The sequence below is a fragment of the Paracoccus homiensis genome (assembly GCF_900111675.1).
Classification (GTDB): Bacteria; Pseudomonadota; Alphaproteobacteria; order Rhodobacterales; family Rhodobacteraceae; genus Paracoccus; species Paracoccus homiensis.
Genome location: NZ_FOHO01000001.1, coordinates 273,702 through 297,891, shown reverse-complemented (window position 1 = coordinate 297,891; position 24,190 = coordinate 273,702). Strand labels below are relative to the sequence as shown.

Genomic DNA, 24,190 nt, shown 5'->3' with positions numbered 1-24,190 from the left:
TTTTGCTTATATCTTGGGCGTGACGCCTGTTGCGCAGGCCCTTGCGGCATGCAATCTGGGCGATATGGACAAGCCGCTTGAAACCATCATTGTCGACAGCATTCTGGACGCGATCGCGGATCAGCGGCTGCGCGCGGGCACGAAACTGGGCGAACAGGCGCTGTCCGATCTGTTCCGCTGCAACCGTGCGCATGTGCGCCGGGCGCTGGCGACGCTGACTGCGTATCGCGTGGTCGATCATCTGCCCAATCGCGGGGCCTTCGTGGCCACCCCCACGCCACAGGATGCGCGCGACATCTTTCAGGCACGCCGCGCGATCGAGCGCGTGATCTGCCGCAATGCCGTGAACCAGGCGACCGAACAGGACATCGCCGATCTGCGCAGCCATCTGGCCCAGGAGGCCGCGGCCAAGGGGCAGGGCAACCGCCCCGCCGCAGTGCGCCTGTCCCGCGGATTTCACGTGCTGCTGGGCCGGGTCGGTCGCAATCCGGTCCTGTCGCGCTATCTGGAAGAACTGACGATGCAAAGCTCGTTGATCATCGGGCTTTACGCCTCGGCCCACGGCACCTTGTGCGCCGAGGATGAACATGCGCGTCTGGTCGATGCGATCGAGGCGCGCGATCCCGATGCGGCGCAGCGGTTGCTGGACGAACATCTGCGCCATATCGAGGCCGGGATCGAATTTGGCGACGAGGCGCCGCCGACCGATATGCTGTCGGCGGTCCTGAAACGAAGCTAGGCGACGCCCCTGGCCGGCCCGCGACCGGGCGCGCGCAGATGGCGCGCGCCCAGCCGCGCCCGCAGCCCGCGCGACAGCCAGTCGATGCCCGCGGTCAGCAGCGCCGTCGCCAGCAGGATCACCACGGCCCGGTCCAGGCGCAGTTCGGCGATCGCGTCATCAAGAAAGAACCCAAGCGTGGCGATGCCAAGGATGCCCATGATCGCGCTTTCGCGGATGATGATTTCCCAGCGATACAGGCACAGCGCCACGAATTGCCCGAACAGGCGCGGCACGATTTCCCAGCCCCATAATGTCAGTCCGCGCGGGGCATCCGGGCGCAGGGTCAGCCCCCCCGCCTGACGGCCCAGAAGATGCCCGATGATCGCGCCGTTATGCAGCGCCAGCGCCAGCACGGCGGGTAGCATCGAGGGGCCGAGGATCTGCAGGAACAGATAGGCCAGCATGTATTCGGGAAAGCTGCGCAGAACTACCAGCAGCAGATGCCCCAGCGCCGCGCCCCATCGGCCCATCACGCGCGGCACGATCAGCGCCTGACCCAGAAACGCGATCATCCCCGTCAGGATCAGCGCAAGTTGGGCCACCACCAGCGTCGCGGCGATGCCGGGCAGGATGGCATCCCGGCCCAGATCGGCCAGCCAGGGCCACAGCCCCGCCGGGTCGCCCTGACGCAGGGGGGCGGGCAAGATGTCCTGGGACAGAAACCGCCACAGCGCGCCCGCGCCCATCGGAGGGGCGGTGACCTGTGTCAGCATCGCGCCTGCCGCAACCAGCCACGGCAACAGAAGCCGGGGCCGCATCCACAGCCGCAGCGTGGCGATCAGCAGGATATAGACCAGCATGATCGCCCCGGCGGCACCGTACTCACCCTGTTTGAAAAAGCTGTCCAGCTGAAAGCCAAGGGTCGGCAACCCGATAAAGCCCAGCACGGCCGAGGACCGCAGCCCGCATTCGATCCGGTAAAGCGCATAGGTCTGCATCTCGGGGCGGGCCAGCGGCGCGCGCGCCCACAAAAAGCGGCTAAGCGCGTCAACCTGCGGGCCCAGCCAGTTGGCGGGGCGGGGGTCGGCCTCGTCCAGGATCTCGGACAGGACCTTCGCGAAGATGCCGGCATAGGGCAGGGCGATGGCCAGCACCCCGGTCAGCACACCCATCCCCGCGACCTGCATCAGCAGCAGCGCCCAGAACAGTTCATGGACCGAACGCAGCGCGATCGCTGTCCAGCGCACCGCGCGAAAGCGATAGAAGGGCGCCATGACCAGCCCGGCCAGCCCGCCCGCAGCAACGCCCGCGATGGCAAAGGCAACGGTCAGCGCAAGTGCGCGAAAGATATCCTCGACCGCGCTGAAATCGGGACGCAGAAAGCCCGTCAGCATACGTCCCAGCGCGGACCAGGGATCATGCCCGGCGACCTGCAGATCGGCCAGCGGCAGGCATAGCAGCGCGATGGCTGCAAAGCCCGCGACGATCCCCGTCCGAGACAGCCGCCTAACGGGCATAAAGCGCCTCGACACGGTCCCAGACGGCGTCGATCGGGCCGTCGATCCGGATCTGGCCCTGCCGCAGTCCGATCAGCCTTGTGCCAAAGCTGCGGGCCGTATCCAGATCGTGCATTGCCAGAATGGCGGTCGGGAAGGCCTGCCGCAGCAGCCTGGCCAGATGCTCGGCCTGCGCGGGATCGACGGCGGATAGCGGCTCGTCGCCCAACAGCACATCGCCGCCCCGAAACAACGCCCGCGCCAGGGCGACGCGCTGTTTCTGGCCCCCCGACAGGCTTTCGACGGGGCGGTCGGCCTCGGCTGTCAGGCCGACCTGCGCCAGGATCGCCAGCGCGTGCTGACGGTCGCGGCGGCGTGGGCGGATCAGCGTTGTCAGGTTGTAGAACGCGCCGTGATCGTCCAGCCGCCCCATCAGCACATTGCGCAGCGCCGACAGCTGCGGCACCAGCGCATGATCCTGCGGCATCAGCGCGACCCGCCGGCCCTGTGCCAGCAGGGCCTGATGCAGGGCTGCCAGCAGGGTGGATTTGCCCGCCCCGCTGCGCCCCAGCAGCACCACCTTGTCGCCCGGCGCGACGGACAGCGTCACATCGCGCAGGACCGGGGTGGCGTCATAGCCCAGCTGTGCCGAGGTCAGCAGTTGCAAGGCTTACTCCAACAGATCCAGCTGCTGGCCGATGGTCTCGATCGGGGCGTAGTCGTCATTCGTGGCGGCGATGAAGGCGCTGCGCGGAAAGGCGGTCAGAAGGTCGGGATCGTCCATGCCGATCAGCGCCGCCTGAACCCTGTCAGCGAAACCTTCGCCCCAGCGGGCATCGACATCGCCGCGGATGGTCCAGTTGTAATCGGGATAGGGCGGGGTCTTCCAGATGATCCTGGCGGTTTCGACCTCGGGGGCGCCATCGGAGACGGCCTGATCATAGACCGAGAAATTCAGCGCCCCGACCTGCCATGCGCCCGAGGCGACCAGGCGCAGGGTCTGGCTGTGGTCGCCGGAAAAGCCGACGCGGCCAAAGAAATCCTCGGGGGCCTGCCCGGTTTCCTCGCGGATATGATATTCCGGCATCAGCCGCCCCGAGGTCGAGGTCTTGGCCCCGAAGGTGAAGGACATGCCCTTCGCCGCCATCGGGAAATCGTCGGATTCGGTCAGGCCGGTCTTGGTGTTGGCGATGAAATAGGTGACGAAGTTCTGGTCCTCGTCGCCCTGCGCGATGGCGCGGGCATCAGGGACCAGCATCCGTGCCTGCACCCCCGACAGCCCGCCGAACCACGCCAGTTGCACCTGATCGTTGCGAAACGCGGTGACGGCGGCGGGATAGGATTTCACCGGCACGAATTCGACCGGCACGCCCAGCTCGTTGGTCAGATAGTCGGCGACCTTGTCAAAGCGTTCCGACAGGCGGGTTTCGTCCTCATCGGGGATGGCGGAAAAATACAGCGTATCCTGGGCCTGGGCGGCAATCGGCAGCGTCAGGGCAAGGGCGGACAGCAGCAGGCGGATGGGGGTGCGCATGGCAAACCTTCTGTTGGGATGGGGCCGGTCGGTAGGCGTGGCTGCCACCCCGAGGGCGGTTGCTGCGTCATCGTCCCGGCAAACCCCGGATGGAGGATACGCGCTAGCACCGCGCGGACCCGAGCGCTACCTGCGCATCGGTTTGCAGGGGAAACTTTAGCAAAACCTCGGGTTCGCGGGCAACAATTGCCTGCATGCCGGATTTTTTACGCGAAAGGCGGGAACATTTGTCTGTTCTTTCGCTTCTTCTTGACAGCCGCGATGCGCAGGATCACGGTTTTTATGTACCTATCTATTCAGACAGGCAGGAGGGTGAGGATGAATATCGACCTTTCGCGCCGCAGCTTTCTAAGGCTGGCGGGGGCGGGGGTTGCGGCAACGTCGCTGGGGGCCATGGGCTTCGGCGAAGCCGAGGCAGCCGAGGCCGCGCATGTGCGCGCCTTCAAGCTGACCACGACGACGGAAACGCGCAACACCTGTCCATATTGCTCGGTCGCCTGCGGGATCATCATGTATTCCGAGGGCGATGTGAAAGCCGGCGAAACCGCCGAGATCATGCATATCGAGGGCGACGCCGACCATCCCACGAACCGCGGAACGCTGTGCCCGAAAGGCGCCGCGCTGAAGGATTTCGTGAAGGCGCCGACCCGCCTGACCCGGCCCCGCTATCGCGCCGCCGGCGCGACCGAATTTCAGGACATCACCTGGGATCAGGCGCTGGACAAGATCGCCCGCGCGATGAAGGACGACCGCGACGCCAATCTGGTTCAGACGAACGAAGATGGCGTGGCGGTCAACCGCTGGACCACCACGGGTTTTCTGGCCGCATCGGCCACCACGAATGAAACCGCATGGCTGACCTACAAGGCCGTGCGTTCCACCGGAATAGTCGGTTTCGACAATCAGGCACGCGTCTGACACGGCCCCACGGTGTCCAGTTTGGGCCCAACCTTTGGCCGTGGCGCGATGACGAACGCCTGGACCGACATCAAGAATACCGACCTTGTGGTCGTCATGGGCGGCAATGCCGCCGAAGCCCATCCCTGCGGCTTCAAATGGGTGACCGAGGCCAAGGCCAATCGGGGTGCCAAGCTGATCGTCGTCGATCCGCGCTATACCCGCACGGCCAGCGTGTCGGATTTCTATGCCCCGATCCGTCCGGGCAGCGATATCAGCTTCCTCATGGGGGTGATCCGCTGGTGCATGGAAAACGACAAGGTGCAGTGGGAATATGTCCGCAACTACACCAATGCCGCCTTCCTCGTGAAAGAGGGCTTTGGCTGGTCCGACGGGCTGTTCACCGGCTATGACGAGGAAAAGCGCGATTACGACAAGGAAAGCTGGGATTACCAGATCGGTGAGGACGGCTATGCCCGGATCGACCCGACCTTGCAGGACCCGCGCTGTGTCTGGAACCTGCTAAAGGCCCATGTCGAGGCCTATACGCCGGAATTCGTGGAAAACATCTGCGGCACGCCCAAGGACAAGTTCCTGCAGATCTGCGAGATGATCGGCGAATGCAGCGCGCCCGACCGGGTGATGACCTCGATGTATGCGCTGGGTTGGACGCAGCATTCGAAAGGGGCGCAGAACATTCGCGGCATGGCGATGCTGCAACTGATTCTGGGCAATATCGGGATGCGTGGCGGCGGCATGAACGCGCTGCGCGGCCATTCGAACATTCAGGGCCTGACCGATCTGGGCCTGATGTCGAACTTGATCCCCGGCTATCTGAACATCCCGACCGAAAAAGAGCCGGACTGGCAGACCTATATCTCGGCCCGCGGGTTCAAGCCGCTGCGCCCGAACCAGACCAGCTATTGGCAGAACTACCCCAAATTCATGGTCAGCTTCATGAAGGCCATGTGGGGCGATGCGGCCACGGCCGAGAATGACTGGGCCTATCACTACCTGCCCAAGCTGGACGTGCCGACCTATGACGTGTTGCGTATGTTCGAACTGATGAAGCACGGGCAGATCAACCTGTACTTCTGCCAGGGCTTCAACCCGCTTCTGTCCTTCCCCAACCGGGCCAAGCTGACCGAGGCGTTGTCGCGGCTGAAATTGCTGGTCGTGATGGACCCGCTGGAAACCGAAACCGCGCATTTCTGGGAAAATCACGGCATCCACAATGACGTGGACAGCGCCGCGATCCAGACCGAGGTGCTGGAACTGCCCACGACCTGCTTTGCTGAAGACGAGGGCGCGTTGGTCAATTCGGGGCGCTGGCTGCAATGGCACTGGGCCGGGGGCACACCGCCGGGCGAGGCCAGGCACGACACCTGGATCATGGCCAATATCTTCCTGAGGCTGCGCAAGCTGTACCAGGACGAAGGCGGCGTGTTCCCCGATCCGATCCTGAACCTGACCTGGGATTATGCCGACCCGTCGGAACCCACGCCCGAAGAACTGGCACGGGAAATGAACGGGCGGGCATTGAAGACCGTCTATGACGCCAAGGACCCATCGACCGTGCTGGTCGAGGCGGGCAAGCAGGTGAAGAACTTTACCCAGTTGCAGGATGACGGGTCGACCATGTGCGGCTGCTGGATCTATTCCGGCTGCTGGAACGAGGATGGCAACAACATGGCGCGGCGGGACAATTCCGATCCCGGCGATGCCGGCATGTTCCTGAACTGGTCCTTTGCCTGGCCGGTGAACCGGCGGATCCTGTATAACCGCGCCTCGGCCGACATGCAGGGCAAACCCTGGGACCCCGACCGCAAGCTGATCGAATGGACCGGCGAGAAATGGGAAGGCTATGATGTGCCCGATATCGGGGTCACGTCGAAACCGGACGAGGTGATGCCCTTCATCATGAACCAGGAGGGCGCATCGCGCCTGTTTACCCGGGGCATGATGCGGGACGGCCCGTTCCCGACCCATATGGAGCCGTTCGAAAGCCCGCTGAAGAATGTGTTCAACGACAAGATGCGCGGCAACCCCGTCAGCCGGGTCTTTGCCGACGATGCCGCGCAATTCGCCACCAGCGACGAATTTCCCTTCGTCGCGACCTCGTATCGCCTGACCGAGCATTTCCACTACTGGACCAAGCACAACAAGGTGAACGCATCCCTGCAGCCCGAGTTCTTCGTGGAAATCAGCGAGGAACTGGCCGCCGAAAAGGGCATCGCCAAGGGCGGGCGCGTTCGGGTCTGGGGCAAGCGGGGCGAGGTCTGGGCCAAGGCTGTGGTCACCAAGCGGATCAAGCCGATGATCTGCGATGGCAAGACGGTTCATGTCGTGGGCATCCCGCTGCACTGGGGCTTCAAGGGCGCGGCGAAGAAAGGGTGGGGGCCCAACAGCCTGACTCCCTTTGTCGGTGACGCCAATGTCGAGACGCCGGAATTCAAGGCGTTCCTCGTCAATATCGAACCCTCAACAGAGGAGCCGGTGGCATGAGCGGGACAGCGCCTCAACCCACGACGGCGGCGGCCAATCCGCCGGTGCAGCCGATGGAAGCCGGTTTCGGGACGCGCGATCTGGTGCGCGTCTCGGCCACCGCCGATCTGCCCGCGCCGGATCGGCAACTGACCAAGCTGGCCAAGCTGATCGATGTCAGCAAATGCATCGGTTGCAAGGCCTGCCAATCCGCCTGCGTGGAATGGAACGACACCACCCCCGAGATCGGCGAGAATGTGGGGGTCTATGAAAACCCCCACGATCTGACCCCGGACATGTTCACGCTGATGCGGTTCAGCGAGTGGGAAAACCCCGCCACGAACGAACTTGAATGGCTGATCCGCAAGGATGGCTGCATGCATTGCGAGGATCCGGGCTGCCTGAAGGCCTGTCCGGCGCCGGGCGCGATCGTGCAATATTCCAACGGAATCGTGGATTTCATCCACGACAACTGCATCGGCTGCGGCTATTGCGTCACCGGCTGTCCCTTTGACATTCCCCGGATCAGCAAGACCGATCACAAAAGCTATAAATGCACGCTGTGTTCGGACCGGGTCGCGGTCGGGCAGGGGCCGGCCTGTGCCAAGGCCTGTCCCACGAAGGCGATTACCTTCGGCACCAAGGATGACATGCTGGCGCTGGCCGATGACCGGATCGAGGATCTGAAATCGCGTGGCTACGACAATGCCGGGGTCTATGATCCCGAAGGCGTCGGCGGCACCCATGTGATCTATGTGCTGCACCATGCCGACAAGCCGGGCATCTATAGCGATCTTCCCGAAAATCCGCGCATCTCGCCGATCGTCGAGGGGTGGAAGGGGGTCACCAAGACCGCAGGCATGGCCGCGATGGGTGTTGCCGCCGCCGGGGCGTTGTTGATGGGCCTGTTCTCGCGCGGGAACAAGGTCGAGGCCGAGGAAGAAGTGGCCGCCGAACGTCTGGTCCGCGACCGGGAGGATATCTGATGGCAAGGCTGTTCTATTCGGAACGCGGCGATCATATCGAAAGCACCGAACCGGTGCGGGTCAGCCGCTATCGTGGCATCACGCGGCTGAACCACTGGATCACGGCGGGGTCGCTGATCCTGCTTGCGCTGTCGGGTTTGGCGTTCTTTTCACCGTCGCTGTATTTCCTGACCGGGCTGTTCGGCGGCGGTCAGATCGCCCGTTGGCTGCACCCGATCCTTGGGGTCGTGCTGTTTCTCAGCTTTGCGTTGCTGTTCTTGCAGATGTGGCGTCTGAACCTGCCGCGTCCCGAGGATACGACCTGGGTCACACGAATCGGGGATGTCGTCACCGGCCATGAAGAACGGTTGCCGGAACTGGGCAAATACAATGCCGGGCAGAAATTCATCTTCTGGGCGATGTCCGGGCTGATCCTGGTGCTGATCGTGTCGGGGGTGATGATGTGGCAGCAGTTCTTCGACGGTCTGGTGCCGATCCAGATACGGCGCATTGCCACGCTGATTCATGCGCTGGCGGCGGTCGCGATCATTCTTGTGTTCATCCTGCATGTGTTTGCCGCCTTCTGGGTGCGTGGCACTTTGCGGGCCATGACGCGGGGGGATGTGACCGGCGGCTGGGCGTGGCGGCACCACCGCAAATGGCTGCGCGAAGTGGCTGGACGCGGTGATCGTGGCCCGGCAGAGTAGCGCGAAACACTACGACCTAGTGGCCGGTCCGGCCCGGAGAGATCATGGCAACGACCACCCATCCCGATCCAGGCGCCATTGGCGGCGTGCCGAAGCCGCCCCTGGCCATCCTTCCCGACCCCGACAGCCTGTTCGCCCGACGTGCGAACCGTTTCGGATTTCTGGCGGAACATGATCCGCGTCTGGGCCCCTATCTGGCTTTTCTGGCCGACCTGACCGCGTTGCAGGCCCGCCTGATCGACGAATTGCCGGAACCGGATCCGATCACCCGCGACCGGATCGAACTGGCCCGCGCCAGCCGGATGCCGCCGATCGACCGTGACCTGCAGGCAACTGACGAGGTGCTGCACGAAACGCTGACCGTGCTGTGCCACGAGGCGCTGTCGCTGGAGATGCCTGAACCGGCAAAGCTGGCGTTGCAGGCGGTGGTGTCGGCGGATCTGGCCGATCGCCACTGGTTGCTGGAAAACCTGCTGTCGGACCGCATCCCCGAAGACAGCGCCGCGCCGCATCTGTTCGCGGCGGCTGCGGTTCAGGTGCATATGGCGCGCCTTGCATCCATGCTGGATGCCGAGGCGCTGGTCCCGATCCGCACCGGCATCTGTCCGGCCTGCGGCGGACGGCCGGTCACCTCGCAGATCACGGCGACGCAGGGGATCGAAAACCTGCGCTATGCCACCTGCGCCTGCTGTGCCACACGTTGGAACGAGGTGCGGGTGAAATGCCTGTCCTGCGCATCGACCAAGGGCATCAGCTATCGTTCGGTCGAGACGGAAAAGGCGACCGTCAAGGCCGAAGTCTGTTCGGAATGCGATTCTTGGGTCAAGGTGCTGTATCTGGTCGATAATCACAGTCTTGACCCGGTGGCCGACGATGTCGCCAGTCTTGGGCTGGACCTGATGATGAAGGACACCGGCTTTTCCCGCGCGGGGCTGAACGCCTATCTGGCGGGGTATTGATGCAGGGCTTTCGCGCCCTTCCCTCGATCGATCAACTGCTGCAATCCGACACGGGACGCCTGCTGATCGAGGAACATGGCCGCGCGGTCGTGACCAAGGGCGCGCGGCTGCGCATGGATGCGGCCCGAGAGGCGATCCGCGGTGGTGCCGATGGCGGGGCCGAGGCCGCGCGCCTGCCGCATCTTCTGGCCGCCGATCTTGCCGCCGCGGCGCAGTCGCGTCTGCGGCCGATGCTGAACCTGACCGGTACGGTCCTGCATACCAATCTGGGTCGTGCGATCCTGCCCGACAGCGCCATCCACGCTGCCAGTGCCGCCATGGCCGCACCGCTGAACCTGGAATTCGATCTGGATGGCGGCACGCGCGGGCAGCGTGACGATCACCTGCGCGGGCTGATCTGCGATCTGACCGGGGCCGAGGATGCGACGGTCGTCAACAACAATGCCGCCGCGATGCTGATCGTGCTGAACACGCTTGGTCTGGGGCGTGAAGGCATCGTGTCGCGCGGCGAACTGATCGAGATCGGCGGCTCGTTCCGCATTCCCGACATCATGGAACGCGCGGGCGCCCGTTTGGTCGAGGTCGGCACGACCAACCGCACCCACCCGCATGATTACGAAAACGCCATCGGCCCAGACAGCGGTCTGATCCTGAAGGTGCACACCTCGAACTACCGGATCGAGGGGTTCACGCGCGATGTGGCGGCCCCCGACCTGTCCGCCATCGCGGGCAAGTCGGGGCTGCCCTTGGTGAACGATCTGGGGTCGGGGTCGCTGATCGATCTGTCCCGCTGGGGCCTGCGGCGCGAGCCGACCGTGGCCGAGGCCATTGCCGAGGGTGCCGATCTGGTCACCTTTTCGGGGGATAAGCTGCTGGGCGGTCCGCAGGCGGGGTTCATTGCCGGGCGGCGTGACCTGATCGCGCGGATCAACCGTAACCCGATGAAACGTGCGCTGCGTCTGGACAAGATCCGCATCGCCGCGCTTGAGGCCGTGCTGCGGTTGTATCGCGACCCCGATCGCCTGGAACAGCGATTGCCGACGCTGCGCCATCTGGCGCGGCAACGTCAGGATATCGTCGCGCAAGCCCTGCGCCTGCTGCCGCAGGTCGGGCAGATTCTGGCGCCTTTGGGCTTTGCCACCAAGATGTGCGACTGCGACAGCCAGATCGGTTCGGGCGCGCTGCCGACCGATACGATCCCTTCGGCGGGGTTGCGGCTGACCGGGCAGGGCGGCGATGCGCCCGACCGCCTTGCCGCGATGCTGCGTGGCCTGCCGCGCCCGGTGATCGGGCATATCCATGACGGGGCGATGATCCTGGATCTGCGCTGTCTGGATCGCGATGACGACCTGCTGACGGCATTGGTGGCGCTGTGATCATCGGGACGGCGGGGCATATCGACCACGGCAAGACGGCATTGGTCAAGGCACTGACCGGGACTGATGCCGACCGGCTGGCCGAGGAAAAGGCCCGCGGGATTACCATTGATCTGGGCTTTGCCTATGCCGATCTGGGCGGTGACACCATATGCGGTTTCGTCGATGTGCCGGGACATGAGCGCCTGATCCACACCATGCTGGCCGGGGCGGGGGGGATCGATCTGGCGCTGTTGGTGGTGGCCGCCGATGACGGGGTAATGCCCCAGACGCGCGAACATCTGGCGATCATGGACCTGCTGGGCATCCGTCGCGGGATCGTGGCGCTGACCAAATGCGATCTGGCCGATGCGCCGCGCCGCGATGGGGTCGCGCAGCAGATTCGCGCGGCGCTGGCCCCGACCGGCCTGCGCGATGCGCCGATCCTGCCGGTTTCCTCGCTGACCGGCGAGGGGGTGGGGGATCTGCGCAGGGCGTTGGTTGTGGCGCAGCGGGATCTGACCGCGCGGCCGGCGCAGGATGGTTTTCGGCTGGCGGTGGATCGCAGTTTCACCCTGTCGGGCGCGGGCACGGTGGTGACAGGGACCGTGATTTCCGGGCAGGTGGCGGTGGGCGATCAGGTGGCGATCAGCCCGACGGGGCTGTCCGCGCGGGTGCGTGGTCTGCATGCCCAGAACCGCCCGGCCCAGATCGGACTGGCCGGTCAGCGATGCGCCCTGAACCTGGCGGGCGATGGTATCGCCAAAGAGGCAATCCGACGTGGCGATCTGATCCTGTCGCCCGCCTTGCACGCCCCGACCGATCGCATCGATGCCCTTCTGCATGTCCTGCCAAGCCAGCCAAAGGCCGTCGGCACATGGTTTCCCGCGCGCCTGCACAGCCATGCGGTCGAAGCCGGGGCACGGATCGTGCCATTGGCCGACCCGATCCAGCCGGGGGGCAGCGGTCCCGTTCAGATCGTGCTGGACCGTCCGATTTCGGCTGCGGTGCTGGATCGCTTTGTGCTGCGCGACGTGTCGGCGCAGCGGACGATCGGTGGCGGGCAGTTCCTTGATCTGCGCGCCCCGTCACGCCGGCGGCGCGCGCCGGATCGGTTGGCCCTGATTGCGGCGGCTGACCAGACTGCGCCGGAACGCGCCCTGTCGCATATGGCCCGGATCGCGCCGGTCGATCTGGTCGTGTTCTGTCGCGACCGTGCGATCCCCGACAGCGCGGCGGCGGATCTGATCGCGCGGGCAGGCGTGGATGTCATTGGCAGGCAGGCACTTGGTCCGGATATGGCAGCCGCGCTGGAACAGGCTTTGCTGGACGCGTTGACCAGTTTTCACGCGGCCAATCCCGACCTGTCGGGAATCGGGCGCGAAAAACTGCGCCTGCAGATGCAGCCACGGCTGCCAAAGCCCGATTTCATGGCGCTGTTGCATCGGCAATCCGAAGCCGGGCGGATCGTGCTGGATGGCGCGTTCCTGCGCCTGCCCGGACATGAGGTCAGCCTGTCACCCGAAGATGAGGCGCTGTGGGCCCGCATCAAGCCCGACCTGACCGGCGAGGCCCGCTTTCGCCCGCCGCGTGTCCGCGATTTTGCCGCAAATCTGGGGCTGGATGAACGCGAGGTGCGGCGGGTGCTGAAGCTGACGCAAAAGCTGGGCCGGACCGATCAGATTGCACGCGACCATTTCTTCGCACGTGCGGTCACGCGCGAGATGGTTGCAATCATCTGTGACGTGGCACGGGCCGCGCCGGATGGCTGGTTCACGGCCCCCGCCTTTCGGGACCGCGTTCAGAACGGGCGCAAGGTCGCGATCGAGATCCTGGATTTTCTGGATCGGTTGGGGGTGACCTTGCGTCGGGGCGATATGCGGCGCATCAATCCGCACAGGGTCGATCTGTTCGGACCAATTGGAAGGGAATCGTCCCCGGTGGGGCGGCCGGACTTCAAATCCGGTTGGGGCAGCGAGCCTGTCCCGGGTGGGTTCGACTCCCATTCCCTTCCGCCAGAATCCCGGTGATGTCGGGCGGATCATAGCGTCCGCTGAGGGTCGCAAGGACCGCCATATAACCCCGGCACGCGATGCATGGACGGATCCGGGGCTTGGGGGCTGGTCCTGCAAGGATTGTACCTGCGCGACTGAACATCACGGTTTGGGACAGACTGATCCTGAAATGCTGCTGCATTTCAGTAATCGTCTGAATTCCAAGGAAGTTCAGTGGTGAGCCCGACAGGATTCGAACCTGTGACCCACTGATTAAAAGTCAGTTGCTCTACCAACTGAGCTACGGGCCCATCGCACGGGGGGCTATCTACGGTTGGTGGCTGGTGGCGTCAACAGGAAAAACGACAAGTCTGGCAAATTCTTTTCCTCGGGCCTATATCGCGGCCATGACAGCTGACATGACCCCCCCGCTGCCCTTCATGAAGATGCACGGGCTTGGCAATGATTTTGTGGTGATCGATCTGCGCGGCTCGGCCCTGGCCCTGTCGCCCGATCACGTTGTGCGCATCGCGGACCGCCATATGGGGGTGGGCTTTGATCAGCTTGCCACCATCCATGATGACGATCGGTCCGATGCGCGGCTGGTCTTCTGGAACGCCGACGGGTCGCGCAGCGGCGCCTGCGGGAACGCGACCCGCTGCATCGCGCGGCATTTGCTGGATCAGACCGGCAGGTCCGGCCTGCGCCTGCGCACCGATCATGCCGTCCTGACCGCCGAGGATGCCGAGAACGGGCTGACCCGCGTGAATATGGGGCATCCGGTGCTGGACTGGCGCGCGATCCCCTTGGCGCAGGATGTCGATATCGACCATTTGCCGATCGAGGGCGATCCGGTTGCGACCGGCATGGGCAATCCGCATGTCACCTTCTTCGTGGATGACGCGGCCTCGGTCGATCTGGCCGAATTCGGTCCGCGGATGGAACATCACTTCCTGTACCCCGAACGTACCAATGTCGAGGTCGTGCAGGTCATCTCGTTCGATGAAATCACCCTGCGGATCTGGGAACGCGGCACGGGGCCGACGCTGGCCTCGGGGTCCTGTTCCTGCGCGGCGGCGGTGGCTGCGGCGCGGCGCGGGCTGACGGGGCGGCGCGTCAAGGTGAACGTGCCGGGCGGCGTGTTGCATATCGACTGGCGTGACGACGGGGTCTGGATGGAAGGCCCGACCGCGCATGTCTTTTCCGGAACCTTCACCGCGGATTGGTGGGCGGCATGAGCGCACCCGTCTTTTCCACCCTCGGCTGCCGCCTGAACGCCTACGAGACCGAGGCCATGCGCGAGATGGCCGATGCCGCGGGCCTGTCGGGTGCCGTGGTCGTAAACACCTGCGCCGTCACCGCCGAGGCCGTGCGCAAGGCGCGTCAGGAAATCCGCCGCCTGTCGCGTGAAAACCCCGGCGCGCCCGTCATCGTGACCGGCTGCGCGGCCCAGACCGAACCCGAGACCTTCGCCGCCATGCCCGAGGTCACGCGCGTTATCGGCAATCACGAAAAGATGCAGCCCGAGACTTGGACCCAGCTGCGCGCCCCCGACCTGATCGGCGAGACCGAAAAGGTCCGCGTCGACGACATCATGTCGGTCAAGGAGACGGCGGGGCACCTGATCGACGGCTTCGGCCGTCACCGCGCCTATGTGCAGGTCCAGAACGGCTGCGACCACCGCTGCACCTTCTGCATCATCCCCTATGGCCGCGGCAATTCGCGCAGCGTGCCCGCGGGCGTCGTGGTCGAACAGATCAAGCGCCTTGTCGGGCGCGGCTTCAACGAGGTCGTGCTGACCGGCGTGGACCTGACCAGCTGGGGCGCGGATCTGCCGGGAACGCCGCGTCTGGGCGATCTGGTCATGCGCATCCTGCGCCTTGTCCCCGACCTGCCGCGCCTGCGCATCAGCAGCATCGATTCCATCGAGGCCGACGAGAACCTGATGCTGGCCATCGCCTCCGAACCGCGCCTGATGCCGCATCTGCACCTGTCGCTTCAGGCGGGCGACGACATGATCCTGAAGCGCATGAAGCGCCGCCACCTGCGCGACGACGCCATCGCCTTCTGCGAGGAAGCCCGCCGCCTGCGCCCCGATATCGTCTTCGGGGCCGACATCATCGCCGGTTTCCCGACCGAGACCGAGGAGATGTTCCGGAACAGCCTGAAGCTGGTCTCCGATTGCGACCTGACCTTCCTGCATGTCTTCCCCTATTCCGCGCGCAAGGGCACGCCTGCCGCGCGGATGCCGGCGGTCAAGGGCCCCGCGATCCGCGACCGCGCCGCGCGCCTGCGCGGGGCGGGCGATGCCGCGCTGCGCCGCCATCTGGACGCGCAGATCGGACGGACGCATCGCGTGCTGACCGAAGGCCCGCGCATCGGACGCACCGAGCAGTTCACCGAAGTGGCCTTCGACACCGACCAGCCCGAAGGCACATTGATGGATCTGGTCATCGCCGGACATGACGGCGCCCGCCTGACCGTCTGATTGTGGTCTTGTCCCTTGGCCGCGTGCCGCCTAGCGTGGCGCGACGGCAGGAGGAGGCCCTGATGACGACAGCCCTGTTCACCCATGATTCCGCCGCGCGGCATGTCACGCCGGACGGCCATCCCGAACAGGTGGCCCGTTACGGCGCGGTCATCCGGGCGCTGGCCGATCTGGATCTGGATCGCCGCGACGCCCCCGAGGCGCAGGATGGCGAGGTGCTGCGCTGTCATCCGGAACGCTATCTGGCGCGGATCCGCGATTTCGAACCGGCCGAGGGGCTGCGGATGCTGGATGCGGATACGCATATGTCGCCCGGCAGCTTTCAGGCGGCGCTGCGTGCGGTCGGCGGGGCCTGCGCGGCGGTCGATGCGGTGCTGGCCGGCGAGGTCGCGAATGCCTTCGTCGCCATGCGCCCGCCCGGACACCATGCCGAACGCGAAACGGCGATGGGCTTCTGCCTGTTCGGCACCGTCGCCATCGCCGCCAAGCGCGCGTTGGATCTGCACAAGCTGGACCGCGTGGCGGTTCTGGATTTCGACGTCCATCACGGCAATGGCACGCAGGACCTGCTGTGGGACGAACCGCGCGCATTCTTTGCCTCGTCGCATCAGATGCCGCTTTATCCCGGCAGTGGGACGATGGCCGAACAAGGGGCGCATGGTCAGGTGATGAACGTGCCCTTGCCCCCACATTCCGGCGGGGCCGAGGCGCGGGCCGCCTGGGACGATATCCTGCGCCGTTGTCGTGATTTCGCGCCGCAACTGGTCATCATCTCGGCCGGGTTCGACGCCCATCGCGACGATCCGCTGGCGCAGTTGAACTGGTCGGACGAGGATTTCGCCGCCCTGACCCGCGCCATCTGCGACATGGCGTCCGACTGCGCGGCACCGGTGGTATCCTGTCTGGAAGGTGGCTATGATCTTGCCGCTTTGGGGCGGTCGGTCCGTGCCCATGTCAAGGTGCTGATGGAGGCCGCAGAATGAGCGAGATCACCGAACTGTCCTTCGAGGACGCAATGCGCGAACTGGAAGCGACCGTGGGCAAGCTGGAAACCGGCGAGGCCACGCTTGAGGAATCGATCGCCCTGTATGAACGCGGCGCCAAGCTGCGCGAGCATTGCGAAAAACGCCTGCGCGAAGCCGAGGAGCGGGTGGAAAAGATCACCCTTGCGGCCAATGGTCAGCCCTCGGGCGCGGAACCGGCCGAGGGTCTGTGATGCAGGCACGTCTGGACGAGGTGAAGGCGCAGGTTCAATCCGCGCTGGACGCCGCCATCGCCGATCTGCCGCAGGGCGAACTGCGCGATGCGATGGCCTATGCGACCGTGGGCGGCAAGCGGCTGCGCGCCTTTCTGGTGATGGAATCGGCGCGGCTGCACGGCGTTCAGGCCGAGGCGGCGCTGCCCGTCGCCGCCGCGGTCGAGGCGCTGCATGCCTATAGCCTTGTCCATGACGACCTGCCCGCGATGGATGACGACGATCTGCGTCGCGGCATGCCGACCTGCCATGTCCAATGGTCCGAAGCCACGGCGATCCTGGCTGGCGATGCGTTGCAGACGCTGGCCTTCGATCTGCTGGCCCGCGATCAGGTCGGCGATGCGGCCGCGCGTCTGCGCCTGATCCGCGCCTTTTCCGATGCCGTCGGCGCGCGGGGCATGGTCTGGGGGCAGGCACTGGACATTGCCGCCGAAACGGCGGTCGACGCCCTGGACCTGAAGGCGGTCAAGCGCCTGCAGGGGGCCAAGACCGGCGCCTTGATCCGATTTGCCGCGATGTCGGGGGCGCTGATCGCGGATGCCGATTCGGCGGCGCTGGACGATTACGCAACCGCATTGGGACTGGCCTTCCAGATCGCCGACGACATCCTGGATGTCACGGGTGACGAGGATGTGACCGGCAAGCGCGTCGGCAAGGATGCCGATGCGGGCAAGGCGACTTTCGTGTCGCTTCTGGGGCTTGAGGGCGCACAGGACGAGGCCCGTCGTTATGTCACCCGCGCCGAGGATGCGCTGTCGCCCTATGGCGATGCCGCCGGAAACTTGCGCGATCTGGCGCGATTCGTTATCGAGCGCGATACTTGATAAGCCCGGAGGGCCAGCCATGACCGATCGCCCGCAGACTCCGGTCCTTGACAGGGTCAATCTGCCCTCGGACCTGAAATCCCTGACCGATGCCGAGCTGAAACGCCTGGCCGATGAATTGCGTACCGAGACGGTCAGCGCCGTCAGTGTGACCGGCGGCCATCTGGGCGCGGGTCTGGGCGTGGTCGAACTGACCGTGGCCCTGCATGCGGTCTTTGATACCCCGCGCGACAAGATCATCTGGGATGTCGGGCACCAGTGCTATCCCCACAAGATCCTGACCGGACGGCGCGACCGGATCCGCACCCTGCGCATGGGCGGCGGTCTGGCCGGGTTCACCAAGCGTGCCGAAAGCGAATATGACCCGTTCGGGGCCGGCCACAGCTCGACCTCGATTTCGGCGGCGCTGGGGTTCGCGGCGGCGCGCGATCTGGGGGGCGATCCGGGCGATGCCATCGCGGTGATCGGCGACGGCGCCATGAGCGCGGGCATGGCCTATGAGGCGCTGAACAATGCCGGCCATCTGGGCAAGCGGTTGTTCGTCATCCTGAATGACAACGAAATGTCGATTGCCCCGCCGGTGGGCGCGATGTCGTCCTATCTGACGCGGCTTTATACCGGCGGCCCGTTTCAGGAACTGAAGGCTGCTGCCAAGGGTGCCGTCAGCCTGCTGCCCTCTCCGATGCAGGAAGGTGCGCGCCGGGCCAAGGAAATGCTGAAAGGCATGACCGTCGGCGGCACCCTGTTCGAAGAGCTGGGCTTTTCCTATATCGGCCCGGTAGACGGCCACGATGTCGAGCAACTGCTGGCCCTGCTGCGTACGGTCAAGTCGCGGGCGACGGGTCCGGTCCTGATCCATGCCGTCACCCGCAAGGGCAAGGGCTATGGCCCGGCGGAAAACGCCGCCGATCGGGGCCACGCGACGGGCAAGTTCGACGTGATCACCGGGGTGCAGAAGAAGGCGAAATCGAACGCGCCCAGCTATACCTCGGTTTTTGCGCGGAACCTGATCGCCGAGGCCGAGCGTGACGACCGCATCGTTGGCGTGACTGCGGCGATGCCGGATGGCACCGGGCTGAAACAATTTGCCGATCGCTTCCCGCGCCGGTCCTTTGACGTGGGGATCGCCGAGCAACATGCCGTGACCTTTGCCGCGGGGCTTGCCGCGGGCGGGCTGAAACCGTTCTGCGCGATCTATTCGACCTTCCTGCAGCGTGGCTATGATCAGGTCGTCCATGACGTGGCCGTGCAGAACCTGCCGGTGCGTTTCGCCATCGACCGCGCCGGGTTGGTCGGTCAGGACGGCCCGACCCATGCCGGGGCCTTCGATATCGCGTTTCTGGCCAATCTGCCGGGCTTCGTGGTCATGGCCGCCGCCGACGAGGCCGAACTGACGCATATGGTCGCAACCGCCGCCGCACATGACAGCGGCCCGATCGCCTTCCGCTTTCCGCGCGGCGAGGGGACTGGGGTCGACATGCCGGAAAAGGGCGATGTGCTGCCCATTGGACGCGGTCGCATGATCGCCGAGGGGAAATCGGTCGCGATCCTGTCCTTCGGGACCCGCCTGTCCGAAGTGATGAAGGCGCGTGAATCGCTGATGTCGCGTGGCATTCAGCCGACCGTCGCCGATGCCCGCTTTGCCAAGCCGTTGGATCGCGAACTGATCCTGCGCCTTGCGCACGACCACGATGCGCTGATCACCATCGAAGAGGGCGCTGTCGGCGGCTTTGGCAGCCATGTCGCGCAACTTCTGGCGGATGAAGGCGTGTTCGATCACGGGCTGAAGTTCCGTTCGATGGTGCTGCCGGATCTGTTCGTGGACCACGACGCGCCGGTGGCGATGTATGACACCTCGGCGCTGAATGCCGCGCATATCGAGGCCAAGATCCTGCAGGTTCTGGGCATCGACAATCTGGACGAACGCCGGGCCTGATCCGCGCTATTGATAGCTGCGGACCAACGCCCCGGCGATCAGGGTCCAGCCGTCGACCACGACGAAGAATGCCAGCTTGAAGGGCAGGGCCACCACGACCGGGGGCACCATCATCATGCCCATCGACATCAGCACCGCCGAGACGACCAGATCGATGATCAGGAAGGGCAGGGCGACCAGAAAGCCGATCTCGAAGGCGCGCTGGATTTCCGACAGCATGAAGGACGGCACCAGCACCGCAAGCCGATCCGCCGGACCGTCGGGATCGGGCGCGATCTCGGCCAGGGTCTGCAGCGTGTCGGGATCGGTGCGCAGGGCCATGAACTCGCGAAACGGGATGATGCCGCGCTGAAACGCCTCGGACAGGCCGATGGTGCCGTCGCGCAACGGGGCACCCGCGGTCTGCCAAGCCTCGCGCAGGACCGGGTCCATGATGAACCATGTCAGGAAGATCGACAGGCTGATGATCAGCATGTTCGGAGGCGCGCTTTGCAGTCCCAACGATTGCCGCAGGATCGACAGCACCGTGACGATGAAGGGAAAGCAGGTCACCGTGATCGCGATGCCGGGCGCAAGCGACAATGCCGTCAATCCCAGCACGATCAGCACCGAGTTCTGGCCCAGACTGTCGGCGGCCTGCTGCAGCCCGGCCGCGTCCTGCGCCAGAACCGCCGAGGGCAGGGTCAGCAGCAGGACCGTGATCAACAGCCTCACAGGCCCTCCGACGCGCCTGATATCCTGACGCATAGCCGGTCTTCGGGGGTGCCGTCGCCGGTCAGCTCGCCGCGGGCGACGACCTTGTCGCCGACGCAGATCTCGACGCCCTCGTCGATGGTCTGGTCCAGGGTCACGATATCGTCGGCCTGCAACGCGGCCAGTTGGGCGACGGTCATGCGGGTGCGACCCAGTCGGATCGTCACTTCCAGCTGAATGTTGTCGGTGTCGATCAGGTGCTTCAATGCGTCCATGTCGGGGTGTCCTGCTTGATTTCTTCGATCAGCGCGCGGATCTGGCGCGTCATGCTGTCCTGCGAAAATTCGATGCGTCCGCCCTGAAGGTTCAGCGAAACCGTTGCGTCAGAGCGTTCTTCGATCCGGATATTCTGCAGACCCGATTGCTGGATGCAGCGCTCGACCATGGGGCGCAGGTCGGGCCCGCAGATCAGGTCGGCGCATAGCGGCGGCGTCTGATCGGCCAACCGCTCCAGCTCTGCCAGAAGCGAGCGTTCCAGTCGCTGCGAGGCGGTGGCCGGGGTCAGGGCATCCAGAATGGCCGACAGCACCGGTGCCAGCGCGGCGACGGCCTCGGACCGAATGTCGTGGCGGCGGGCTGCATCATCGACCATCGCCTGCGCCAGACGATCCAGCCCGGCGCGCAGGCCCTGCAACTGTTCGCTGTCGCGCTGTGCAAGACCCTGTGCCAGCCCTTCGGCGCGGGCGGCCTCCAGCTCGGCGCGGTCAAAGCTGGGTTCGGGCTGACGACGCGCCGCGGAAAAGGATTCCAGTTTGATCACTGCGGGGGTCAATGTGCTTTCTCCTTGTTCTCGATCCAGCCGGACAGGATCTTGACGCTTTCATCCTGGCGGTCGCGCATCATGCCGCGCAGACGGGCCACCGGATCGGCCGAGGGCAGCGACAATTGTTCGGGTTGACGTGGGGCCGGGGCCTCCAGACTGGGTTGCGGGGCTTCGGGCGCATCTTCTTCGATGGTACCGGTCAGCGCGTCTTCCAGCGGGCGACTGTCGTCCAGTGCCGGGGCCGAGGGCGCATTGCGCATCCGGGACAGCGGGCGCAGCAGCAGGAAGATCATGGCCAACGCTATCATCCCGATCAGTGCGATCCTGGCCAGTCCGTTCAGTTCCAGCCGGTCCAGAAAGCCGGGGCTGGCCAGCGTGCCGGTTTCGCCAAGCGCCGAGAAGGGCAGGGATTTCACGGTGATCACATCGCCGCGTGTCTCATCGAACCCCACGGCCGAGGCGACCAGTTCGCGCAGCGATTGCAGTTCGGCCTCTGATCGCGGAACCATGCTGACCTCGCCATTCTGTTCCTGCGCCACACCATTGACCAGCACGGCAACCGTCATCCGCCGAACCGATCCCGGCTGACGCGAAACTTCGCGCGTCACGGTGCTGACCTCGTAATTCGACTGTTGACGGTTCTCCGAGCGGGCAGCCTCGGTCCTGTCGCCCGCGGACTCTTCGGTATCGGGCAGGTTCGAAGCCGCCGTCACCGCACCCGACCCGGTCGAGTTGCTTTGATCGGTCGTTTCCTCGGTCACTTCGGAAATCAGCGCGCGCTGGTTGGGGTCAAAGCGTTGTTCGGTCAGCAGCTCTGATTCAGTGACCAGATCCAGATTCAACTCGACGATGGCATTGCCCAGACCGACATGCGGCTGAAGGATGCGTTCGACATTGCGCTTCATCTCTTCGGCGCGGTCGGCACCGGTTGCATCCTCGCCGGCGGCCACGATGCCGGTCTTGGTGTCGATGACGGTGACGCTGTCCGGCTGCATGCCGGGTACCCCCGACGAGATCAGGTATTTCAACGCCGCCGCCTGATCGCGGGTGATCGCGCCGCCATTCGTCGTCAGCGTGACTGAGGCACTGCCGCCCTGTTCGCGACGATAGCCGCGGCCATTCTCGATCGCCAGGTGTACGCGGGCCGTCTTGACATTGGGCAGCGCTAGGATCGTGCGCGCCAGCTCGCCTTCCTTCGCGCGCCAATAGGCGGCGTCGAACATCTGCGAGGTGGTGCCAAAGCCAGACATCCCGTCCAGCAATTCGTAACCCGCGCCACCGGCAGCCGGCAGTCCCTGCGACGCCAGCTGCATGCGCAGCTGATCGCGCTGTGTCGCATCGACCCATATCGAATCGCCACGCACCTCATAGGCGACGCCTGCGCGTTCGATCCCGCCGACGACTTCGCCCGCCTGCGCAGGATCCAGCCCGCCATAAAGCAATGTCATGTTCGGTCGGCTTGCCAGCGTGGCAAAGGCGAGAATGGTCAGGAAGGTCGCCACGAAGGCGCCCGCGAGAATGACTTTCTGTCTAGAGCTTCGCTCTGTCCAATAGTCCTGCAGTTTTTGCAAAACCGGCCCTTTCGAATCAGAAACTGTCTTCGTCGATGGCCCTTCATTGCATGGCGGCGATTAAGAATTGGTTAGTCGCAAACTGTTACATCCGTCTCATCAGGACGGAGAATCAGGATGACCGATATTGCCGTTTCGGCGGGTGACGAACCGGAAAAGAAGCCGCGCAAGCTGTTGTTGCCGGTGCTGGCGCTGGCTTTGGGCGCAGCGGGGTTCGGCTCGACCTATCTGGGGCTCTGGTCGCCTGCGGCGCTGATGAAACCTGCCGAAAAGCCGCATGCCGTGCAGGCACCGGCGGTGACTTTCGTGACCGTGCCGACCGTGGATGTTCCGTTGCCGGGCGGTGCCTATCGCGGTGTGGTCCTGTCGGCGGTGATTGAAACGGATCAGGCCCATGCCGAGACGGTGACCCATCTGATGCCGCGCGTGCTGGATGCGTTCACAACCTTCCTGTCCAGCGTGGATCCGGCCGCCTATGGCAAGCGCGGGGTATTGGAAATCATCCGGGCCGAACTGATCACCCGCACCCGCTATGTGCTGGGCGAAGAACCGGTCAAGGACCTTCTCATCACGGAGTTTCGATTCAAATGAGCGTGGATGTTCTTCTGCAATCGGGGCTGATTCTGGCCTCTGTCGGGTTGGCGATCTTCTGCCTGGTTCTGGCGCGGCGGCTGCGGCGGCTGAACGATCTGGAAACCGGATTGGGGGGCGCGATCGCGGTCATGGCCGCCGAGGTCGATCGGCTGGAACGCGCGATGCGCGAAGCCCGCGATCAGGCCACCGGCGCCAGCGAGGAACTGGCCAAACAGATCGTCGCTGCCCGCAAGGAGCGAGAGCTTTGGGATCTGCGTCAGAAGCTGGGCGTCGCGGCGATGCCCGACCGCCCCGATCCCGTGATCCCGTTGCGGAACCGGCGACTTCGCAAGCGGGTGGAGGCGGCCGATGCGTAAGATCCTTCCGATCCTCGCGCTGGGATTCGCGCTGCCCGGGGCGGTCGTTCTGATGCGACATGGCGATCTGTCGCAGATGTTTGCCGCATTTGCCGAACCGCCCGGGCTGATGCAGGGCTGTGGGGATGTCCCGGAAGCCGTGGCCCTGGCCGAAGAGCTTCGCGACCGCGCCCTGCGCATCGAACGCTATCTGGAAAGCGTTGAGGCGCGGAAGGCCGAACTGGCCGCCGCCCAGACCAGCCTGACCAGGAAGCTGGTCGAACTGCGGGCCGAAAAGACCGGGATCCAGTCGCACCGATCTGGAAATTCGGCTGCCGTCCGCGACGACATTCAGCGGCTGATCGCGGTTTATGACCAGATGAAGCCCGCTGAGGCAGCGGCGATCATCAGCAACCTGCCGCCCGATTTCGCGGCCGAGATCCTGATCCGCCTTCAGCCTGAAAACGGGGCACGCATCATCGCCTCGGTCGAGCCGCAACAGGCCGCGTTGCTGACCGCGGAAATGGGCGCGCGCAGCGTCCGCAAACAGTAAGGAAGG

At 65.0% G+C, this 24,190-nt stretch carries 23 protein-coding genes, 2 tRNA genes and 1 pseudogene; 18 read left to right on the top strand and 8 right to left on the bottom strand.

Going from position 1 to position 24,190, the window contains the following annotated elements; translation table 11 throughout:
- The first annotated feature begins 64 nt into the window (after positions 1 to 64).
- Positions 65 to 739, top strand: coding sequence for a GntR family transcriptional regulator (locus BMX67_RS01525; RefSeq protein ID WP_090732202.1), 675 nt, complete (start codon positions 65 to 67; stop codon positions 737 to 739).
- Here BMX67_RS01525 and BMX67_RS01520 read toward each other — a convergent pair.
- From BMX67_RS01520 to BMX67_RS01510, 3 genes are read right to left on the bottom strand one after another with little or no spacing between them, the layout of a single operon-like run.
- Complete coding sequence (locus BMX67_RS01520) at positions 736 to 2,238, bottom strand: PhnE/PtxC family ABC transporter permease (protein ID WP_090731945.1); 1,503 nt, start codon at positions 2,236 to 2,238, stop codon at positions 736 to 738. The genes BMX67_RS01525 and BMX67_RS01520 overlap by 4 nt on opposite strands.
- The gene (locus BMX67_RS01515) at positions 2,228 to 2,884 is read right to left on the bottom strand and encodes an ATP-binding cassette domain-containing protein (RefSeq protein WP_090731943.1); all 657 of its coding nucleotides are present in this window, start codon (positions 2,882 to 2,884) and stop codon (positions 2,228 to 2,230) included. Before BMX67_RS01515 ends, BMX67_RS01520 begins: the two co-directional genes overlap by 11 nt.
- 3 nt (positions 2,885 to 2,887) lie before the next feature.
- Entirely contained in the window at positions 2,888 to 3,751 is an 864-nt protein-coding gene (locus BMX67_RS01510; protein ID WP_090731942.1) for a putative selenate ABC transporter substrate-binding protein, read from the bottom strand.
- Between the two features lie 318 nt (positions 3,752 to 4,069).
- Here BMX67_RS01510 and BMX67_RS20105 point away from each other — a divergent pair, with 318 nt between their 5' ends.
- The 8 genes and pseudogenes from BMX67_RS20105 to BMX67_RS19485 all read left to right on the top strand — a co-directional run bounded on the left by BMX67_RS20105 (position 4,070) and on the right by BMX67_RS19485 (position 13,136).
- The gene (locus BMX67_RS20105; protein WP_217645765.1) at positions 4,070 to 4,669 is read left to right on the top strand and encodes a twin-arginine translocation signal domain-containing protein; all 600 of its coding nucleotides are present in this window, start codon (positions 4,070 to 4,072) and stop codon (positions 4,667 to 4,669) included.
- A gap of 12 nt (positions 4,670 to 4,681) precedes the next feature.
- Positions 4,682 to 7,153 (top strand): formate dehydrogenase-N subunit alpha, encoded by a 2,472-nt coding sequence (gene fdnG, locus BMX67_RS01505; protein WP_217645764.1) that lies wholly within the window; start codon positions 4,682 to 4,684, stop codon positions 7,151 to 7,153.
- Positions 7,150 to 8,118, top strand: a complete 969-nt coding sequence (gene fdxH / locus BMX67_RS01500; RefSeq protein WP_090731939.1) for a formate dehydrogenase subunit beta — start codon at positions 7,150 to 7,152, stop codon at positions 8,116 to 8,118. Before fdnG ends, fdxH begins: the two co-directional genes overlap by 4 nt.
- The gene (locus tag BMX67_RS01495; RefSeq protein WP_090731937.1) at positions 8,118 to 8,804 is read left to right on the top strand and encodes a formate dehydrogenase subunit gamma; all 687 of its coding nucleotides are present in this window, start codon (positions 8,118 to 8,120) and stop codon (positions 8,802 to 8,804) included. The genes fdxH and BMX67_RS01495 overlap by 1 nt, the downstream gene beginning before the upstream one ends.
- Positions 8,805 to 8,848: 44 nt before the next feature.
- Positions 8,849 to 9,763: a formate dehydrogenase accessory protein FdhE gene (gene fdhE, locus BMX67_RS01490; RefSeq protein WP_090731936.1), complete on the top strand. Its 915-nt coding sequence runs from the start codon at positions 8,849 to 8,851 to the stop codon at positions 9,761 to 9,763.
- On the top strand, positions 9,763 to 11,139 hold the full coding sequence (gene selA, locus BMX67_RS01485; RefSeq protein ID WP_090731934.1) for an L-seryl-tRNA(Sec) selenium transferase: 1,377 nt from the start codon (positions 9,763 to 9,765) through the stop codon (positions 11,137 to 11,139). Before fdhE ends, selA begins: the two co-directional genes overlap by 1 nt.
- Positions 11,136 to 12,947, top strand: a pseudogene (gene selB / locus BMX67_RS01480) (selenocysteine-specific translation elongation factor); the annotation flags it as partial. The gene selA and the pseudogene selB, both read left to right, overlap by 4 nt.
- Before the next feature lie 93 nt (positions 12,948 to 13,040).
- Positions 13,041 to 13,136 (top strand) — tRNA-Sec (locus BMX67_RS19485).
- Positions 13,137 to 13,347: 211 nt separating this feature from the next.
- Here the strand turns inward: BMX67_RS19485 and BMX67_RS01475 are convergent.
- A tRNA-Lys gene (locus BMX67_RS01475) sits at positions 13,348 to 13,423 on the bottom strand.
- Positions 13,424 to 13,519: 96 nt separating this feature from the next.
- On the opposite strand from BMX67_RS01475, the gene dapF reads away from it, so the two are divergent.
- From dapF to dxs, 6 genes are all read left to right on the top strand, one after another.
- A complete protein-coding gene (dapF, locus tag BMX67_RS01470) occupies positions 13,520 to 14,350 on the top strand; it encodes a diaminopimelate epimerase (protein ID WP_090731931.1) in 831 nt (276 codons plus the stop codon).
- Positions 14,347 to 15,600 (top strand): tRNA (N(6)-L-threonylcarbamoyladenosine(37)-C(2))-methylthiotransferase MtaB, encoded by a 1,254-nt coding sequence (gene mtaB, locus BMX67_RS01465; protein WP_090731930.1) that lies wholly within the window; start codon positions 14,347 to 14,349, stop codon positions 15,598 to 15,600. Before dapF ends, mtaB begins: the two co-directional genes overlap by 4 nt.
- A 62-nt stretch (positions 15,601 to 15,662) precedes the next feature.
- A complete protein-coding gene (locus BMX67_RS01460) occupies positions 15,663 to 16,583 on the top strand; it encodes a histone deacetylase family protein (protein ID WP_090731928.1) in 921 nt (306 codons plus the stop codon).
- Positions 16,580 to 16,816, top strand: coding sequence for an exodeoxyribonuclease VII small subunit (locus tag BMX67_RS01455; RefSeq protein ID WP_090731926.1), 237 nt, complete (start codon positions 16,580 to 16,582; stop codon positions 16,814 to 16,816). Before BMX67_RS01460 ends, BMX67_RS01455 begins: the two co-directional genes overlap by 4 nt.
- Positions 16,816 to 17,679: a polyprenyl synthetase family protein gene (locus tag BMX67_RS01450; protein WP_090731925.1), complete on the top strand. Its 864-nt coding sequence runs from the start codon at positions 16,816 to 16,818 to the stop codon at positions 17,677 to 17,679. Before BMX67_RS01455 ends, BMX67_RS01450 begins: the two co-directional genes overlap by 1 nt.
- Before the next feature lie 19 nt (positions 17,680 to 17,698).
- Positions 17,699 to 19,615: a 1-deoxy-D-xylulose-5-phosphate synthase gene (gene dxs / locus BMX67_RS01445; protein ID WP_090731923.1), complete on the top strand. Its 1,917-nt coding sequence runs from the start codon at positions 17,699 to 17,701 to the stop codon at positions 19,613 to 19,615.
- A gap of 6 nt (positions 19,616 to 19,621) precedes the next feature.
- Here dxs and fliP read toward each other — a convergent pair whose 3' ends face one another.
- From fliP to fliF, 4 genes are read right to left on the bottom strand one after another with little or no spacing between them, the layout of a single operon-like run.
- Complete coding sequence (gene fliP / locus BMX67_RS01440) at positions 19,622 to 20,362, bottom strand: flagellar type III secretion system pore protein FliP (RefSeq protein ID WP_090731922.1); 741 nt, start codon at positions 20,360 to 20,362, stop codon at positions 19,622 to 19,624.
- Positions 20,326 to 20,583 (bottom strand): FliM/FliN family flagellar motor switch protein, encoded by a 258-nt coding sequence (locus BMX67_RS01435; protein ID WP_090731920.1) that lies wholly within the window; start codon positions 20,581 to 20,583, stop codon positions 20,326 to 20,328. The genes fliP and BMX67_RS01435 overlap by 37 nt, the downstream gene beginning before the upstream one ends.
- Positions 20,571 to 21,140, bottom strand: coding sequence for a hypothetical protein (locus tag BMX67_RS01430; RefSeq protein ID WP_090731919.1), 570 nt, complete (start codon positions 21,138 to 21,140; stop codon positions 20,571 to 20,573). Before BMX67_RS01430 ends, BMX67_RS01435 begins: the two co-directional genes overlap by 13 nt.
- A complete protein-coding gene (fliF, locus tag BMX67_RS01425; protein ID WP_090731917.1) occupies positions 21,137 to 22,702 on the bottom strand; it encodes a flagellar basal-body MS-ring/collar protein FliF in 1,566 nt (521 codons plus the stop codon). The genes BMX67_RS01430 and fliF overlap by 4 nt, the downstream gene beginning before the upstream one ends.
- 117 nt (positions 22,703 to 22,819) lie before the next feature.
- Between fliF and BMX67_RS01420 the strand changes: the two genes are divergently transcribed.
- Genes BMX67_RS01420 through BMX67_RS01410 form a run of 3 tightly spaced genes read left to right on the top strand, consistent with a single transcriptional unit; the run spans position 22,820 to position 24,184 of the window.
- On the top strand, positions 22,820 to 23,293 hold the full coding sequence (locus BMX67_RS01420; protein WP_090731915.1) for a flagellar basal body-associated FliL family protein: 474 nt from the start codon (positions 22,820 to 22,822) through the stop codon (positions 23,291 to 23,293).
- Complete coding sequence (locus tag BMX67_RS01415; protein ID WP_090731913.1) at positions 23,290 to 23,652, top strand: hypothetical protein; 363 nt, start codon at positions 23,290 to 23,292, stop codon at positions 23,650 to 23,652. The genes BMX67_RS01420 and BMX67_RS01415 overlap by 4 nt, the downstream gene beginning before the upstream one ends.
- Positions 23,645 to 24,184: a MotE family protein gene (locus BMX67_RS01410; protein WP_090731911.1), complete on the top strand. Its 540-nt coding sequence runs from the start codon at positions 23,645 to 23,647 to the stop codon at positions 24,182 to 24,184. The genes BMX67_RS01415 and BMX67_RS01410 overlap by 8 nt, the downstream gene beginning before the upstream one ends.
- The last annotated feature ends 6 nt before the right edge of the window (positions 24,185 to 24,190 follow it).